Source organism: Pectobacterium versatile (assembly GCF_020166435.1).
GTDB classification, from domain to species: domain Bacteria; phylum Pseudomonadota; class Gammaproteobacteria; order Enterobacterales; family Enterobacteriaceae; genus Pectobacterium; species Pectobacterium versatile.
The window spans coordinates 200,813-216,304 of record NZ_JAINZP010000003.1 but is presented as its reverse complement, the minus strand read 5'-3'; the positions used below and the strand labels follow the sequence as shown (position 1 = coordinate 216,304).

General features: G+C 55.6%; 9 protein-coding genes. 8 read left to right on the top strand and 1 reads right to left on the bottom strand.

The genetic code is table 11. The annotated features are described in order from the left end of the window. The first annotated feature begins 4 nt into the window (after window positions 1–4). The 4 genes from K7X24_RS05815 (at window position 5) to K7X24_RS05800 (ending at window position 4,883) form a co-directional block, all read left to right on the top strand. Complete coding sequence (locus tag K7X24_RS05815; protein ID WP_039474975.1) at window positions 5–853, top strand: sugar ABC transporter permease; 849 nt, start codon at window positions 5–7, stop codon at window positions 851–853. A gap of 35 nt (window positions 854–888) precedes the next feature. Then, on the top strand, window positions 889–2,103 hold the full coding sequence (locus K7X24_RS05810) for an arabinogalactan endo-beta-1,4-galactanase (RefSeq protein WP_103160315.1): 1,215 nt from the start codon (window positions 889–891) through the stop codon (window positions 2,101–2,103). Between the two features lie 226 nt (window positions 2,104–2,329). Then, window positions 2,330–4,390, top strand: coding sequence for a beta-galactosidase (locus tag K7X24_RS05805; protein WP_224553593.1), 2,061 nt, complete (start codon window positions 2,330–2,332; stop codon window positions 4,388–4,390). 151 nt (window positions 4,391–4,541) lie between these two features. Continuing rightward, a complete protein-coding gene (locus tag K7X24_RS05800) occupies window positions 4,542–4,883 on the top strand; it encodes a glucose PTS transporter subunit EIIB (RefSeq protein WP_010301002.1) in 342 nt (113 codons plus the stop codon). A gap of 395 nt (window positions 4,884–5,278) precedes the next feature. On the opposite strand, the gene K7X24_RS05795 is transcribed toward K7X24_RS05800, so the two are convergent. Beyond that, on the bottom strand, window positions 5,279–6,244 hold the full coding sequence (locus tag K7X24_RS05795; RefSeq protein ID WP_224553591.1) for an aldo/keto reductase: 966 nt from the start codon (window positions 6,242–6,244) through the stop codon (window positions 5,279–5,281). Between the two features lie 263 nt (window positions 6,245–6,507). Here K7X24_RS05795 and K7X24_RS05790 point away from each other — a divergent pair, with 263 nt between their 5' ends. From K7X24_RS05790 to mdtC, 4 genes are all read left to right on the top strand, one after another. After that, complete coding sequence (locus K7X24_RS05790) at window positions 6,508–7,698, top strand: NupC/NupG family nucleoside CNT transporter (protein ID WP_117624702.1); 1,191 nt, start codon at window positions 6,508–6,510, stop codon at window positions 7,696–7,698. Between the two features lie 245 nt (window positions 7,699–7,943). Next, window positions 7,944–9,179 carry an MdtA/MuxA family multidrug efflux RND transporter periplasmic adaptor subunit gene (locus K7X24_RS05785; RefSeq protein WP_010305664.1) on the top strand — a complete coding sequence of 412 codons (1,236 nt, stop codon included), beginning with the start codon at window positions 7,944–7,946 and terminating at the stop codon, window positions 9,177–9,179. Beyond that, the gene (locus K7X24_RS05780; protein ID WP_161509644.1) at window positions 9,179–12,301 is read left to right on the top strand and encodes an MdtB/MuxB family multidrug efflux RND transporter permease subunit; all 3,123 of its coding nucleotides are present in this window, start codon (window positions 9,179–9,181) and stop codon (window positions 12,299–12,301) included. Before K7X24_RS05785 ends, K7X24_RS05780 begins: the two co-directional genes overlap by 1 nt. Next, complete coding sequence (mdtC, locus tag K7X24_RS05775; protein WP_224553590.1) at window positions 12,298–15,378, top strand: multidrug efflux RND transporter permease subunit MdtC; 3,081 nt, start codon at window positions 12,298–12,300, stop codon at window positions 15,376–15,378. The genes K7X24_RS05780 and mdtC overlap by 4 nt, the downstream gene beginning before the upstream one ends. Window positions 15,379–15,492 lie beyond the last annotated feature (114 nt).

The window sequence follows — 15,492 nt, the reverse complement described above, 5'->3', positions numbered from 1 at the left end:
GCAGATGAAAAAACACAGCGTTAAACGCCAGAATTTTATCAAACTCGGCCTGACCTACCTGCTGTTGACGATCGTGGCAGTCATCATTATTTATCCACTGATCTGGACGGTTGGCGCGTCGCTGAACCCCGGCAACAGCCTGCTCAACACCTCGATCATCCCGGATAACTTCTCCTTTATTCACTATGAGGAGCTGTTTAACGGCCAGATTGACTACGCGGCATGGTACTGGAACTCGATGAAAATCAGCTTCCTGACCATGATTCTGACGCTCGTCAGCGTCAGTTTCACCGCATATTCCTTCTCTCGCTTCCGCTTTCGCGGCCGCCAGAATGGGCTGATGTTGTTTCTACTCTTGCAGATGATCCCGCAGTTCTCCGCGCTGATCGCCATCTTCGTACTGGCGCAGATGCTGGGGCTGGTGAACAGCCATATTGCGCTGGTGCTGGTTTACGTCGGCGGCATGATCCCGATGAATACCTATCTGATGAAAGGCTATCTGGATGCCATTCCGAAAGATCTGGATGAGTCCGCGCGTATGGACGGTGCAGGCAACTTCCGCATCTTTATCGAGATCATTATGCCGCTGTCCAAACCGATCATCGCGGTGATAGCCCTGTTCTCGTTTACCGGCCCGCTGGGCGACTTCATTCTCTCCAGCACCATCCTGCGCACGCCGGATCAGTACACGCTGCCCATCGGGCTGTACAACCTGGTCTCACAGAAGATGGGAGCCAGCTACACCACCTACGCCGCTGGAGCCGTACTGATCGCGGTACCGGTCGCCATTCTTTATCTTTCATTGCAAAAGTACTTTGTCTCCGGCCTGACCTCAGGCGGAACCAAAGGGTAATAACTCAACATCTGTACCTATTCCAGGAACGTAAAATGAAAATGAAAAAACGCGTACTGATGGCCGCCATGCTGGCAACTGGCCTGTTGACCTTCTCCCTGCCGCAAACCCTGTATGCCGCAGAGAATGTGACGATCAATAAGTTGACGAACGTCCCTGCCGATTTCATTAAAGGCGCGGATATTTCCATGCTGAATGAGGTGGAAAAGCACGGCGGCAAATTTTATGACGAACATGGCAAACAGAAAGATGCCATGCTGATCCTGAAAGAGAACGGCATTAACTATATCCGTCTGCGCATCTGGAACGATCCGAAAGATGCAGCGGGCAACGGTTACGGCGGCGGTAACAACGATCTGGCTACCACGCTGGCACTGGCTAAACGCGCCAAAGCGAACGGCATGAAAGTGCTGCTGGATTTCCACTACAGCGATTTCTGGACCGATCCGGCTCACCAAAACAAGCCTAAAGCCTGGTCTGGCCTAAACGCAGCGCAGCTCACAACTGCCGTACATGACTACACCAAAGCCACCATTAGCGAATTCCAGAAAGCGGGCGTCATGCCGGATATGGTGCAGATCGGTAACGAATTGAACGGCGGAATGCTGTGGCCGGAAGGAAAAAGTTGGGGTCAGGGTGGCGGCGAATTCGATCGCCTCGCGGCGATGCTGAAAGCCGGTATTCAGGGCGTGAAGGACGTACAGGGCGCGAATAACGTCAAGATCATGCTGCATCTGGCGGAAGGCACCAAAAACGACACCTTTATCTGGTGGTTCGATGAAATCGTCAAACGTAATGTCCCGTTTGATGTCATCGGTGCCTCGTTCTACACCTACTGGAACGGCCCCATCAGCGCGTTGCAGTACAACATGAACGACGTCACCAAACGCTACAATAAAGACATCATCGTGGTTGAAGCCGCCTATGCTTACACGTTGGAAAACTGCGATAACGCGGAAAACAGCTTCCAGCAAAAAGAGTTGGATGCTGGCGGTTACCCCGCTTCCGTTCAGGGTCAGGCCAATTACCTGCACGATTTGATGCAAAGCGTCATCAACGTACCCAACCAGCGCGGCAAAGGCGTCTTCTATTGGGAGCCAATCTGGCTGCCTACCCCCGGCGCAACCTGGGCCACGAAAGCGGGTATGAAATACAACAACGACGAATGGAAAGAAGGCAACGCGCGGGAAAACCAAGCGCTGTTCGACTGCAAAGGCAACGTACTGCCTTCCATCAAAGCGTTTAAGTAAGTCGTAAACCGTATTCAGAGCGTGACAACCCGTTTAACTGAACAAGAGCGGCGATAATGGGATAGAAGAGTAAAGCGTTTGCGCCAGGGATGGCGCAACCCGAGCGTACAGGGATGTATTCACAGCGTCTTTACGATCTACCCATCATCGCCGCATCAGCACATTGCCAGCTATCTCGAACACGCAAACCGTATTCAGAGCGTGACAACCCGTTTAGGAGAGAACGATGTTCAAATTCCCCCCGCTAAGCAGCAAGGTGCCTGTTCTGCTGCACGGCGCAGACTATAACCCTGACCAATGGCTGGATGACCCAGAGGTTCTGGAAAAAGACATTGAGATGATGAAGCAGACCCAGTGCAACGTCATGTCCGTGGGTATTTTCAGCTGGTCTGGGATTGAGCCGGAAGAAGGTCGCTACGAATTTGGCTGGCTGGATGGCATCCTCGACACGCTGTATGCCAACGGTATCTTCGTTTTCCTGGCAACACCGAGCGGCGCACGCCCGGCTTGGCTATCGCAGAAATACCCAGACGTGCTGCGCGTGGGCAGCAACCGCGTGCAAGCGCTGCACGGCGGTCGCCACAACCACTGCCTGAGCTCGCCGAACTATCGCGAGAAAGTAAAACAAATCAACACCCAGTTGGCAAAGCGTTACTCGCACCATCCTGCGGTGATCGGCTGGCATATTTCCAACGAATACAGCGGCGAATGCCATTGCGATACCTGCCGCAGCACTTTCCAGAGCTGGCTGAAAGCGCGCTACGGCACAATAGACGCACTGAATAAAGCGTGGTGGAGCACCTTCTGGAGCCACACCTACACCGACTGGTCACAGTTAGAACCCCCGTCGTCCATCGGTGAAGTATCCATCCACGGCCTGAATCTGGACTGGAAACGCTTTAACACCTCACAGGTCAGCGATTTTTGTGCCGCCGAAATTGCACCGCTAAAAGCTGAAAATCCGTCTCTGCCAACGACGACGAACTTCATGGAATATTTCTATGATTACGACTACTGGCAGTTGGCGAAGGTGATCGACTTCGTCTCCTGGGACAGCTACCCGCTGTGGCATAACGCGGAAGATGACTGCACGCTGGGCGCCTACACCGCGATGTATCACGATCTGATGCGTACGCTGAAAGGTGGAAAACCGTTCTACCTGATGGAGTCAACGCCGAGCCTGACCAACTGGCAACCGATCAGCAAACTGAAAAAGCCGGGCATGCATATCCTGTCTTCGCTTCAGGCCGTCGCGCACGGGTCAGACTCCGTGCAGTATTTCCAGTGGCGTAAGAGCCGCGGTTCCGTTGAAAAATTCCACGGTGCCGTGGTCGATCATGTCGGACACATCAACACCCGCGTAGGGCGTGAAGTGCAGGAATTGGGTGACATACTCAACAAACTCGCACCGGTGGCAGGCAGTCGGGTTGACGCCAAAGTCGCCATCATTTTCGACTGGGAAAGCCGCTGGGCAATGGATAACGCCCAAGGGCCGCGCAACGCGGGGCTGTTCTACGAAAAAACTGTCACCGAGCATTATCGTACGTTCTGGGAACAGGGCGTGGCGGTGGATATCATCAACGCCGATGTCGATCTCAGCGGTTATCAGCTCGTGATCGCACCGATGCTCTACATGGTACGCGATGGCTTTGCCGAACGTGTCGATGCCTTCGTCAAACAAGGCGGTCGCTTCGTCACCACCTACTGGTCTGGCGTCGTCAACGAAACCGATCTGTGTCACCAAAACGGTTTCCCTGGCCCGCTGCGTCCGATCATGGGGATCTGGGCAGAAGAAATCGATGGGCTGTACGATCATGAAAGCAACAGCATCAGCGGTCTGGACGGCAACGAGCAACGTCTGGTCGGCCCGTATCAGGTCACCCACCTGTGCGAGTTGATTCATCTGGAAGGCGCGCGGGCGCTGGCAACCTATGACAGCGATTTCTACGCGGGTCGTCCGGCTGTTACAGTCAATGATCACGGCAAAGGGCAGGCCTATTATATCGCGTCGCGCAACGATCTCGCCTTCCAGCGTGATTTCTTCACCACGCTGATACAGACGCTGGATCTACCGCGTGCGCTGCCGACCGACCTGCCCTACGGCATTGTCGCTCATCGCCGCGATGACGGAGAAAGCGAGTTCATCTTCGTACAGAACTACACCGCAACGCCGCAACAGATCGCGCTGCCAGCCACCTACGAGGAAATGACGACGGGCAGCACGCTTTCGGGGTTTATTGACCTGTCAGGCTATGGCTGCCGGATTCTACGCCGCGCGCTACAGTAAGGCTCATGCTTGTTGGCTAAGCATTACGATACTGGGCGAGCGCGGTGAAGACGTTCCTACGGAACCTCATCACCGTGTGTCGCCTAACAGTAATGTTACGTGAACGGCATTATCATACGCACGCTGATAAACAAACGAAGAGGTGACTACGATGGGCAAGATTCACAATTTTCGGAAATTGTTCGCATCAATGTTGGGTAAGCAAATTACCGAGATTGAAATCGCTTCACCGCTAGACAAAGAAAACTTGCAGCAGTTGGTAACCGCCTTTGGCGGCAAAGAAAATATCGTCAGTCTGGATGCCTGCATCACCCGCCTGCGGGTCGAGGTTCACAGCCTACGGCTGGTTAACAGCGACAGTCTGCAAAAACTGGGCGCTATCGGCGTGATCATCGTCGGCCATCAGGTACAGGCCATCTTCGGCACCCAGTCGGATAACCTGCGCCGCGAGTTAGCCGCCTGGTTTGAGGATGATGGAGCAGAAGCGCGCTAAATGTTCGCTGTCTCTTAGTCACATTTTTATGCCACTGTTGAGGCGGTTTCGTGCGCGATAAATGTTGTAAATGTATGAGTATCTTGCCGTTATCTGGCGTAAAAATTATGCAGCGGTGGGCTTGACCGCCGAGTGAGCGACAGGACGTCGCGAAAACCAGTGCCGCGTCGGGAACGCGTCACTGGTGGCTCGATTAGCGGTCATGAACACCGATGGCACCGCGTAAGCGGCATAATTCCCGCCAAAAGCCGGGGTTCATAGGGGGCTGGCGTAGCCCCCTATGTCGGGCGCGTGCTACGAGGTAGCATGAAAATGGCGGTATGATGGCGCACGAAACCATTTCCACACCCGCATATAAAGTGTAATGAAGAAACACCTGCGAAGAAGGCAATTTCCTAATAGCGACTCGCACGATTCAACAGTTCAATATCTTCTGCTGGCAGCACCAGCCGCGTCGCGCCCGCCAGTTCTGCGACCTGTTCCAGCGACGTCGCACTGGCGATTGGGGCCGTGATGCTCGGACGTGCAATCAGCCAGGCCAGCGCGACCTGCGATGGCGTCGTCTGATGCGCATTCGCCACGCTATCCAACGCTTCCAAAATGGTGCGACCGCGCTCGTTCAGGTATTTTTCTACTACGCCCTGCCCGCGTGCGCTTTTCGACGCATCCTTCGGCTGACGATACTTGCCTGACAGAAACCCGCTAGCCAGCGAATAGTAGCTAATGACGCCAATCCCCTGCTCACGCACCAGCGGCTCTAGCGCGGCCTCATAACCCTGCCGATCGTACAAATTGTATTCCGGTTGCAGCGTTTCATAACGCGCCAGATGGTTGGCTTTACTGACTTTCAGCGCCTCCGCCAGACGCGTCGCACTGTAGTTAGACGCCCCAATCGCGCGCACTTTGCCCTCTTTAATCAGCGCATCAAACGCGGCCAGCGTTTCTTCCAGCGGTGTATCTTTGTCGTCAGTATGTGCCTGATAGAGATCGATGTAGTCAGTTTGCAAACGCTGTAATGAGGCCTCGACCGCCTGTCGAATATAGCGGGGAGACAGCCCTTTCTTGCCATCGCCTAAATCCATACCCACTTTGGTGGCAAGAATGACCTTGTCACGCTGGCCGCTTTTTTTCAGCCAGTTACCGATGATCGTTTCAGATTCACCGCCCTGATTACCGGTAGCCCAGCGCGAGTAAACATCAGCAGTATCAATGAAATTCAGCCCGTGCGCCAGCAGCGCATCCAACAGGCTGAACGACGTCGATTCGTCAACCGTCCAGCCAAAGACATTACCGCCGAAAGAAAAAGGTGGAACCACGATCCCAGAACGTCCAAGCTCACGTGTGGTATCTGATACTGACATAATCACTCTCCTTTTGAATCATGCAGAAAACATCATGAAAAGCCCCGCCAGCCTGCAACCTCAAGTAGGCCGACGTCACTTTCTGTGTGGAATAAGAATAATGAATGACCAGAAAAGTGCGAATAACGAGACGTAGCATTTAGTTTAGATAAAATCCCAAGGTATAATTGTTTTTTTGCGTTCTTCCTCTCATTTTTAATGCACGCGTTACATAAAATGACGTGGAAAATTAGGCCTGCCTCATATTTGGAGCACACATGTCCCTGTCCCATATCGCGCAATTTATTCTGGCGCTGGTTGTTGTTGCGGCGCTGGCACTACTCGTCTGCCGCGATCGTAAAAGTATTCGTATTCGTTTTATTATTCAGTTACTCGTCATCGAAATTTTGCTCGCTTATTTCTTCCTGTACTCCGACATCGGATTAGGCGCAGTCAAAGGGGTCGCAGCGCTATTCGACAAACTACTCGGATTTGCAGGTCAAGGGACGGACTTCGTATTCGGTGACATGGTTAACAGTGAGAAGAACCTGATTTCCTTCTTCTTTAAAGTGCTCTGCCCTATCGTCTTCATTTCCGCGCTGATCGGTATCCTGCAACACATTAGAGTGCTGCCCATCATCATCCGCGCGATTGGTACGGTTCTGTCCAAAGTGAACGGCATGGGTAAATTGGAATCCTTTAACGCAGTCAGTTCACTGATTCTCGGCCAGTCCGAAAACTTCATTGCCTACAAAGACATTCTGGGCAAGATGTCCGAAAAACGCATGTACACCATGTCCGCGACCGCCATGTCGACCGTTTCGATGTCTATCGTCGGTGCGTACATGTCTATGCTGGATGCCAAATTCGTCGTTGCCGCGCTGATTCTGAACATGTTCAGTACCTTCATCGTGCTGTCGCTGATTAACCCCTACAAAGTCGGTGAAGAGCAGGAATTGCAGTTGGGTAATCTGCATGAAAATCAGAGCTTCTTTGAAATGCTGGGCGAATACATTCTGGCAGGCTTCAAAGTGGCCGTTATCGTTGCAGCGATGCTGATCGGCTTCATTGCACTGATTGCCGCAGTCAACGCGATTTTCAGCGCCATTTTTGGCATCAGCTTCCAGGAAGTCCTCGGCTACGTGTTCTATCCGTTCGCCTGGATCATGGGTATCCCGTCTCACGAAGCCCTTCAGGTTGGTAGCATCATGGCAACCAAACTGGTTTCTAACGAATTTGTGGCGATGCTGGAGCTGCAAAAAGTAGCAGGCGAACTGTCTCCACGCAGCGTGGGCATCCTGTCTGTGTTCCTGGTGTCCTTCGCCAACTTCTCGTCCATCGGTATTATTGCCGGTGCGATTAAAGGCCTGAACGAACAACAGGGCAACGTGGTTTCCCGTTTCGGCCTGAAGCTGGTTTACGGTTCTACGCTGGTGAGCATCCTTTCCGCCGCTATTGCCGGTCTGGTGCTGTAATCCTTCATCACGTTATAAAATTTTTATCTCTATCCGGCAGCCTTGTGCTGCCGGATTCTTTTTCCTACAAACCCTGACATATCTTCCATAATTCCTTCATTTTTGTCCGGCATCCCTTGTTTAAACTAGTAAAATAAGGCCATTGGTCTAATAACGTGCTGGGTATGACAGCCAACGCACATGCAGCGTGAAGTATGCGGCTACGCCGTGCCTCCCGCGCAACCTGGAGAGAGTAATCCATCACTATGAATGCCAAACGTATCCGAGGCCTGCTGGTAATTGCCGCCGTTATCGCTATTGCCGTACTGATCTGGCGCCATTTTACCCAGGTACCGCCTGCCGCCCCTGGCACGAGTGAACAGCATGCCGCCCGTACGTCACATTCGGGAAGCAATAGCAATGGCGGTGGACGCCGCGCTGCTATGCGCACGCTGGCCCCTGTGCAGGCTGCGATGACGCAATCCGCTTCCGTGCCCTATTATCTGTCAGGTTTAGGCACTGTGACGGCAGCCAATACTGTGACGCTGCGCAGCCGGGTGAACGGTCAGTTGATGGCGTTGCACTTTCAGGAAGGGCAACAGGTTAAGGCTGGCGAGCTGCTGGCGGAAATCGACCCTCGTCCTTTTCAGGTTGAGCTGACGCAGGCTCAGGGACAGTTGGCAAAAGATCAGGCCTCACTGGCTAACGCCCGACAGGATTTAGCGCGCTATCAGCAGTTGGTGAAAACCAACCTGATCTCCCGTCAAGAACTGGATGCGCAGACCGCCGCCGTTCGTCAGGCGGAAGGCACGCTAAAAGCCGATGAAGGTGCCGTCGCCAGCGCACAGCTTCAGCTGGATTACAGCAAAATCACCGCCCCTATCAGCGGTCGGATCGGTTTAAAACAGGTCGATGTGGGGAATTACATCACCAGCGGCGACACCAATGGCATTGTCGTGATTACGCAGACCTACCCTATTGATGTGGTCTTTACCGTACCGGAAGCGGAAATCTCCACGATTCTGAGTGCGCAGAAATCAGGTCAGCCGCCCGTGGTAGAAGCCTGGGATCGTGCTAATCAAAAGAAACTCTCGCAGGGCATCCTGCTGAGCATGGACAACCAGATCGACGCCACCACGGGCACGATCAAGCTCAAAGCGCGTTTTGACAATCTGGACGATGCCCTGTTCCCGAACCAGTTCGTGAATATCCGCATGAAGGTCGACACGCTGAAAAATGCCGTCGTCGCGCCGTCCGCCGCCGTACAAATGGGCAATGAAGGCCGCTTCGTCTGGATTCTGAATGATAAAAATGAAGTGAGTAAGCGTCAGGTTACCACCAGTATTCAGTACGGCCAGTTGGTTGTCGTGACCGCCGGGCTGGACGCGAATGTTCAGGTCGTGACTGACGGTATCGACCGCCTGACCGAAGGCGCGAAAGTGGAAGTCATTCCCTCAGCGTTGACGGAGAAAACGCCCGCAATCGCTGGGGAGAAATCCTGATGCAGGATACCGTTCCAGCCAGCGGCGGTGGGCCGTCACGCCTGTTTATTCTGCGTCCGGTCGCCACGACGCTGCTGATGATCGCCATTCTGCTCGCCGGTATTATCGGCTATCGGGCGCTGCCGGTGTCCGCGTTGCCCGAAGTCGATTATCCGACGATTCAGGTTATTACCCTGTATCCCGGTGCCAGCCCCGACGTGGTGACCTCGGCGATTACCGCGCCGCTGGAGCGGCAGTTCGGACAGATGTCCGGGCTAAAACAGATGTCGACGCAGAGCGCAGGCGGCGCATCCGTCATTACGCTTCAATTCCAGCTTGAGCTATCGCTGGACGTCGCCGAACAGGACGTTCAGGCCGCCATCAATGCGGCCAGCAACCTGCTGCCTAACGATCTGCCCTACCCACCGACCTACAGCAAAGTGAATCCGGCGGATCCGCCGATTATGACGCTGGCCGTCACCTCCAGCGCCATGTCGATGACGCAGGTGCAGGACATGGTGGACAACCGCATCGCGCAGAAAATCTCGCAGGTGGCGGGCGTCGGGCTAGTATCGTTAGCCGGTGGGCAACGTCCGGCAGTACGGGTCAGGCTGAACGCGCCAGCGCTAGCGGCGTACGGTTTGACCAGCGAAACGATCCGCACCGCCATTACTGCCGCCAACGTGAATTCCGCCAAGGGGAGCCTGGATGGTCCGACGCGCTCGGTGACGCTCTCCGCCAACGATCAGATGAAGTCCGTTGATGATTACCGCAAGCTGATTGTTGCATGGAAGAATGGCGCGCCGGTGCGGCTTCAGGATGTCGCAACGATTGAGCAGGCCGCCGAGAACATTCATCTCGGTGCCTGGGCGAATCGGCAGCAGGCGATCATTATCAACGTTCAGCGCCAGCCGGGTGCCAACGTCATCACGACCACGGACAGCATTAGTAAGATGCTGCCCGCGTTAAAAGCCAGCCTGCCGAACTCTGTCGAAGTCACCACGCTGACTGACCGCACCACCAGCATTCGCGCCTCGGTGAAAGACGTCCAGTTTGAGCTGCTGCTGGCTATCGCGCTGGTCGTGATGGTGATTTACCTGTTCTTGCGTAACGCCGTCGCCACGCTGATCCCCAGCATTGCCGTGCCGCTGTCGCTGATTGGCACCTTTGCCGCCATGTATTTTCTCGGTTTCTCCATCAATAACCTGACGCTCATGGCGCTCACCATCGCCACCGGTTTCGTGGTGGACGATGCCATCGTGGTGATTGAAAACATCGCCCGCTATATCGAAAAAGGGGAAAAACCGCTTAACGCGGCGCTGAAAGGTGCAGGGGAAATCGGCTTCACCATTATCTCTCTGACTTTCTCGCTCATCGCCGTGCTGATCCCGCTGCTGTTTATGGGCGATATCGTCGGACGCTTGTTCCGCGAATTCGCCGTCACGCTAGCGGTGTCTATCCTGATTTCCGCCGTCGTGTCACTCACGCTGACGCCCATGATGTGCGCACGAATGCTGAGCCATCAGTCGCTGCGTAAACAGAACCGCTTTACCCGCGCCAGCGAACGTTTCTTCACTCGCCTGATTGATGCCTACGGCGTCTGGCTGCGCAAGGTGTTGAATCATCCGTGGCTGACACTCAGCGTCGCGCTCGGTACGCTGCTGCTGACAGTTTTGCTCTATATCTGGATCCCGAAAGGCTTCTTCCCGATACAGGATAACGGCATCATTCAGGGCACCGTGCAGGCACCGCAGACGGTCTCGTTCAGCAATATGGCCGACCGCCAGCAGCGCGTCGCATCCATCATCATGAAAGATCCGACGGTGGAAAGCGTGTCCTCGTTCATCGGCGTTGACGGCACAAACGCCGCGCTGAACAGCGGCCGACTGCAAATCAACCTGAAACCGCTCAGTGAACGCAGCGAACGTATTCCAGAGATCATCAGTCGCCTGCAACAGCAAACTGCCCAGATCCCCGGCATTCAGCTGTATCTGCAACCGGTGCAGGATCTCACCATCGACACCCAGATTAGCCGCACGCAATACCAGTTTACCTTGCAGGCGATGTCGCTGGACGAGCTGAGCGAGTGGGTGCCAAAGCTGATGACCGAGTTGAAAAAACTGCCGCAGCTAGAGGATGTCAGCAGCGACTGGCAAGACGGCGCAGCGGTCGCCTACGTCAACGTGAACCGCGACAGCGCCAGCCGTCTGGGTATTACAATGTCACAGGTCGATAGCGCGCTGTACAATGCCTTTGGTCAGCGACTGGTTTCCACCATCTATACGCAGGCCAGCCAGTATCGCGTGGTGCTGGAGCACGATACGACCAACAACACCGGTCTGGACGCGCTGAACGACGTACGCCTCATCAGCAGCGACGGCGGGACCATTCCGCTCAGCAGCATTGCCACCATTGAAGAGCGTCAGGGGCCGTTGGCAATCAACCATATCGACCAGTTCCCGTCGACGACAATCTCCTTCAACGTCGCTAAAGGCTATGCGCTGGGCGAAGCGGTTGATGCCATCACGCAGGCCGAGCAGCAGATGAACCTGCCTGCGGATATCACCACTCGCTTTCAGGGCAGTACGCTGGCGTTCCAGTCAGCGCTGAGCAGCACCGTATGGCTCATCGTGGCGGCGATTGTCGCGATGTACATTGTGCTTGGCGTGCTATACGAGAGCTTTATTCACCCGATCACCATCTTGTCTACGCTGCCAACGGCGGGCGTCGGCGCACTGCTGGCGCTCATGATGGCGGGGAATGAGCTGGATGTGATCGCCATTATCGGGATCATTTTGCTCATCGGGATCGTGAAGAAGAACGCCATCATGATGATCGACTTCGCGCTGGCGGCGGAGCGAGAACAGGGCATGAAACCGTATGACGCGATTTATCAGGCCTGTCTGCTGCGTTTCCGGCCGATTTTGATGACCACTATGGCGGCGCTGCTGAGTGCGCTGCCGCTGATGCTGAGTACCGGCGTCGGCGCAGAGCTGCGCCAGCCGCTGGGGATCTGTATGGTCGGTGGCCTGATCATGAGCCAAATCCTGACGCTGTTTACCACACCGGTGATCTACCTGCTGTTTGATCGTCTGGCGATGCGTTTCCGCCGTGCGCCACGTCAGGAGGAAGAAACCGAGTGAAGTTCTTCGCCCTGTTCATCCACCGCCCCGTTGCCACCCTGCTGCTGACGCTGGCCATCGCGCTCTGTGGCGTATTAGGTTTCCGCCTGCTGCCGGTGTCGCCGCTGCCGCAGGTGGATTTCCCGGTAATCTCGGTCAGCGCCTCGCTGCCCGGTGCCTCGCCGGAAACCATGGCCTCTGCCGTCGCCACGCCGCTGGAGCGGGCACTCGGCAGGATCGCGGGCGTCAGCGAAATGACTTCCACCAGCTCGCTCGGCAGTACGCGCGTCATTCTGGTATTTAATCTCGACAGGGATATCAACGGCGCGGCGCGCGATGTGCAGGCAGCCATTAACGCGGCACAGAATCTGTTGCCGTCCGGCATGTCCAGCCGTCCGACCTACCGCAAAGTCAATCCGTCCGACGCCCCCGTCATGATTCTGACGCTGACCTCGGACACCTACAGTCAGGGACAGCTGTACGACTTTGCCTCTACCCAGCTGTCGCAGAAAATTTCGCAGATGGAAGGCGTTGGCGATGTCTCCATCGGCGGGAGCTCGCTGCCCGCCGTGCGCGTCGCGCTGAATCCAGTGGCGCTGTTTAATCAGGGAATTTCCCTCGATGAGGTGCGGCAGGCTATCGCGCAGGCGAACGTGCGCCAGCCGCTGGGGAACGTGGAAAACAGCCAGAAAAGCTGGCAGATACAAACCAACGATGAGCTAAAAACCGCCGATGCCTACGCGCCGCTGATTATCCACTACAACAACGGGGCCGCCGTCCGCCTGAGCGACGTCGCCACGGTAGAAGATTCCGTCCAGAACTCACGTAACGCAGGGATGGCGAACTCGAAGCCTGCGATTCTGGTGATGATTCGCCGCGCACCGGATGCCAACATTATCACCACGGTAGACAATATCCGCGCCGCGATGCCAGAGCTACGTGCCAGCCTGCCTGCCGAAATACAGTTGGACGTCGCGCAGGATCGTTCACCCACCATTCGCGCCTCGCTGGCGGAGGTCGAGCAATCGCTGATTATCGCCGTCGCGCTGGTTATTCTTGTCGTCTTCCTGTTCCTGCGCTCAGCCCGTGCAACCGCCATTCCAGCGCTGGCCGTCCCCGTGTCGCTTATCGGCACTTTCGCGGCCATGTATCTGTGCGGTTTTAGCCTGAACAACCTGTCGCTGATGGCGCTTACCATTGCCACCGGTTTCGTGGTGGATGACGCCATCGTGGTGCTGGAGAATATTTCCCGCCACATCGAAGCCGGCATGAAGCCGCTACAGGCCTCGCTTCAGGGCGTGCGCGAAGTGGGGTTTACCGTCTTATCGATGAGTCTGTCGCTGGTTGCGGTGTTCATTCCGCTGCTGCTGATGGATGGCTTGCCAGGGCGGTTATTCCGCGAATTTGCCGTCACGCTGTCGGTAGCGATCATGATTTCTCTGCTGATCTCGCTGACGCTGACGCCGATGCTGTGCGCCCGCCTGCTGCGTGCCGTTCCCAAACTCAGTCAGCCGCGCACCCGTGGTTTTAATCGTGTATTGCTCGCCATGCAGCAAGGCTACGGGCGCTCGCTGAAATGGGTGCTCAACCATGCGCGCTGGGTGTTGCTGCTCCTGCTGGGCACGATCGCGCTCAACGTTTGGCTGTACATCAGCATTCCCAAGACCTTCTTCCCAGAGCAGGACACGGGCCGATTGATGGGCTTCATTCAGGCCGACCAGAGCATTTCTTTTCAGGCCATGACGGTAAAGCTCCAGAACTTCATGACCATTGTCAGCAGCGATCCGGCGGTGGATAACGTGAACGGGTTTACCGGCGGATCGCGCACCAACAGCGGCTCGATGTTTATCTCACTGAAGCCGCTGTCCGAGCGTGATGTATCGGCACAGCAGGTGATCAGTCGCCTGCGCGTCAAGCTGGCAAAAGAACCCGGTGCCAACCTGTTTTTAATGCCGGTGCAGGATATTCGTATCGGCGGGCGGGAAGCGAGCGCCGGGTACCAATACACACTGCTGTCTGACGATTTGAGCGAGCTGCGCACCTGGGAACCCAAGATTCGTGCTGCTTTCAGCAAACTCCCTGAGCTGGCCGACGTGAACTCCGATCAGCAGGATAAAGGCGCAGAAATGGCGCTCACCTACGATCGCGATGCGATGGCGCAGCTCGGCATCAGCGTTTCTGCCGCTAACGCACTGCTCAATAACGCCTTCGGACAGCGCCAGATTTCAACCATTTACCAGCCGCTAAACCAATACAAGGTGGTGATGGAAGTCGACAACGCCTACACGCAGGACGTCAGTTCACTGAACAAAATGTTCGTGATCAATAACGAAGGTAAGCCCATCCCGCTCTCTTATTTCGCCAGTTGGAAGCCGATCAACGCGCCGCTTTCGGTGAACCATCAGGGGCTGTCTGCCGCCTCGACGATCTCTTTTAACCTGCCGGAGGGCACCGATCTTTCCAGCGCGACGGCAGCGATAGAAAGAACCATGACGTCGCTGGGCGTGCCGTCAGCGGTACGCGGTCAGTTCTCCGGTACAGCGCAGGCGTTCCAGCAGTCGCAGTCTTCCCAACTGTTGCTGATTCTGGCGGCGATTATCACCGTGTATATCGTGCTGGGCGTGCTGTATGAGAGCTATGTGCACCCGCTGACGATTCTGTCTACCCTGCCCTCGGCGGGCGTAGGCGCGCTGCTGGCGCTGGAGTGGTTCGGCGCACCGTTTAGTCTGGTGGCACTCATTGGCATCATGCTGCTGATTGGGATCGTGAAGAAGAACGCGATCATGATGGTGGATTTTGCGCTGGTGGCACAGCGCAGCGGCGGGTTGAGCGCACAGGACGCCATTTTTCAGGCCTGCCTGCTGCGTTTCCGCCCGATTATGATGACCACATTAGCCGCGCTGTTTGGCGCACTGCCGCTGGTGTTGACCAGCGGTGATGGTGCCGAGCTGCGCCAACCGCTCGGCATCACAATTGTCGGAGGTCTGGTGATGAGCCAAATCCTCACGCTGTATACCACTCCGGTGGTGTATCTGTTTTTCGACAAGCTGAGGAATATTCGGCGCAAAGCACCGGAGAAGGATTTGTCACTATCATGATAATAATCAATATGTTATTTCAGGGGAGATTTCGTGCGCTTAACTCGCAACGAACTCCCGCCAAACAGCCTGGGTTCACAGGGCGGCGGCGACTGAGCGCCCCTGTGTCGTGCG

What these genes read in the sequence shown, in the direction of transcription:
- K7X24_RS05780 (WP_161509644.1), top strand. Translation starts at nt 9,179, where the DNA reads ATGCAGGATACCGTTCCAGCCAGCGGCGGTGGGCCGTCACGCCTGTTT.
- K7X24_RS05785 (WP_010305664.1), top strand. Translation starts at nt 7,944, where the DNA reads ATGAATGCCAAACGTATCCGAGGCCTGCTGGTAATTGCCGCCGTTATC.
- K7X24_RS05810 (WP_103160315.1), top strand. Translation starts at nt 889, where the DNA reads ATGAAAATGAAAAAACGCGTACTGATGGCCGCCATGCTGGCAACTGGC.
- K7X24_RS05805 (WP_224553593.1), top strand. Translation starts at nt 2,330, where the DNA reads ATGTTCAAATTCCCCCCGCTAAGCAGCAAGGTGCCTGTTCTGCTGCAC.
- K7X24_RS05800 (WP_010301002.1), top strand. Translation starts at nt 4,542, where the DNA reads ATGGGCAAGATTCACAATTTTCGGAAATTGTTCGCATCAATGTTGGGT.
- K7X24_RS05815 (WP_039474975.1), top strand. Translation starts at nt 5, where the DNA reads ATGAAAAAACACAGCGTTAAACGCCAGAATTTTATCAAACTCGGCCTG.
- K7X24_RS05795 (WP_224553591.1), bottom strand. Translation starts at nt 6,244, where the DNA reads ATGTCAGTATCAGATACCACACGTGAGCTTGGACGTTCTGGGATCGTG.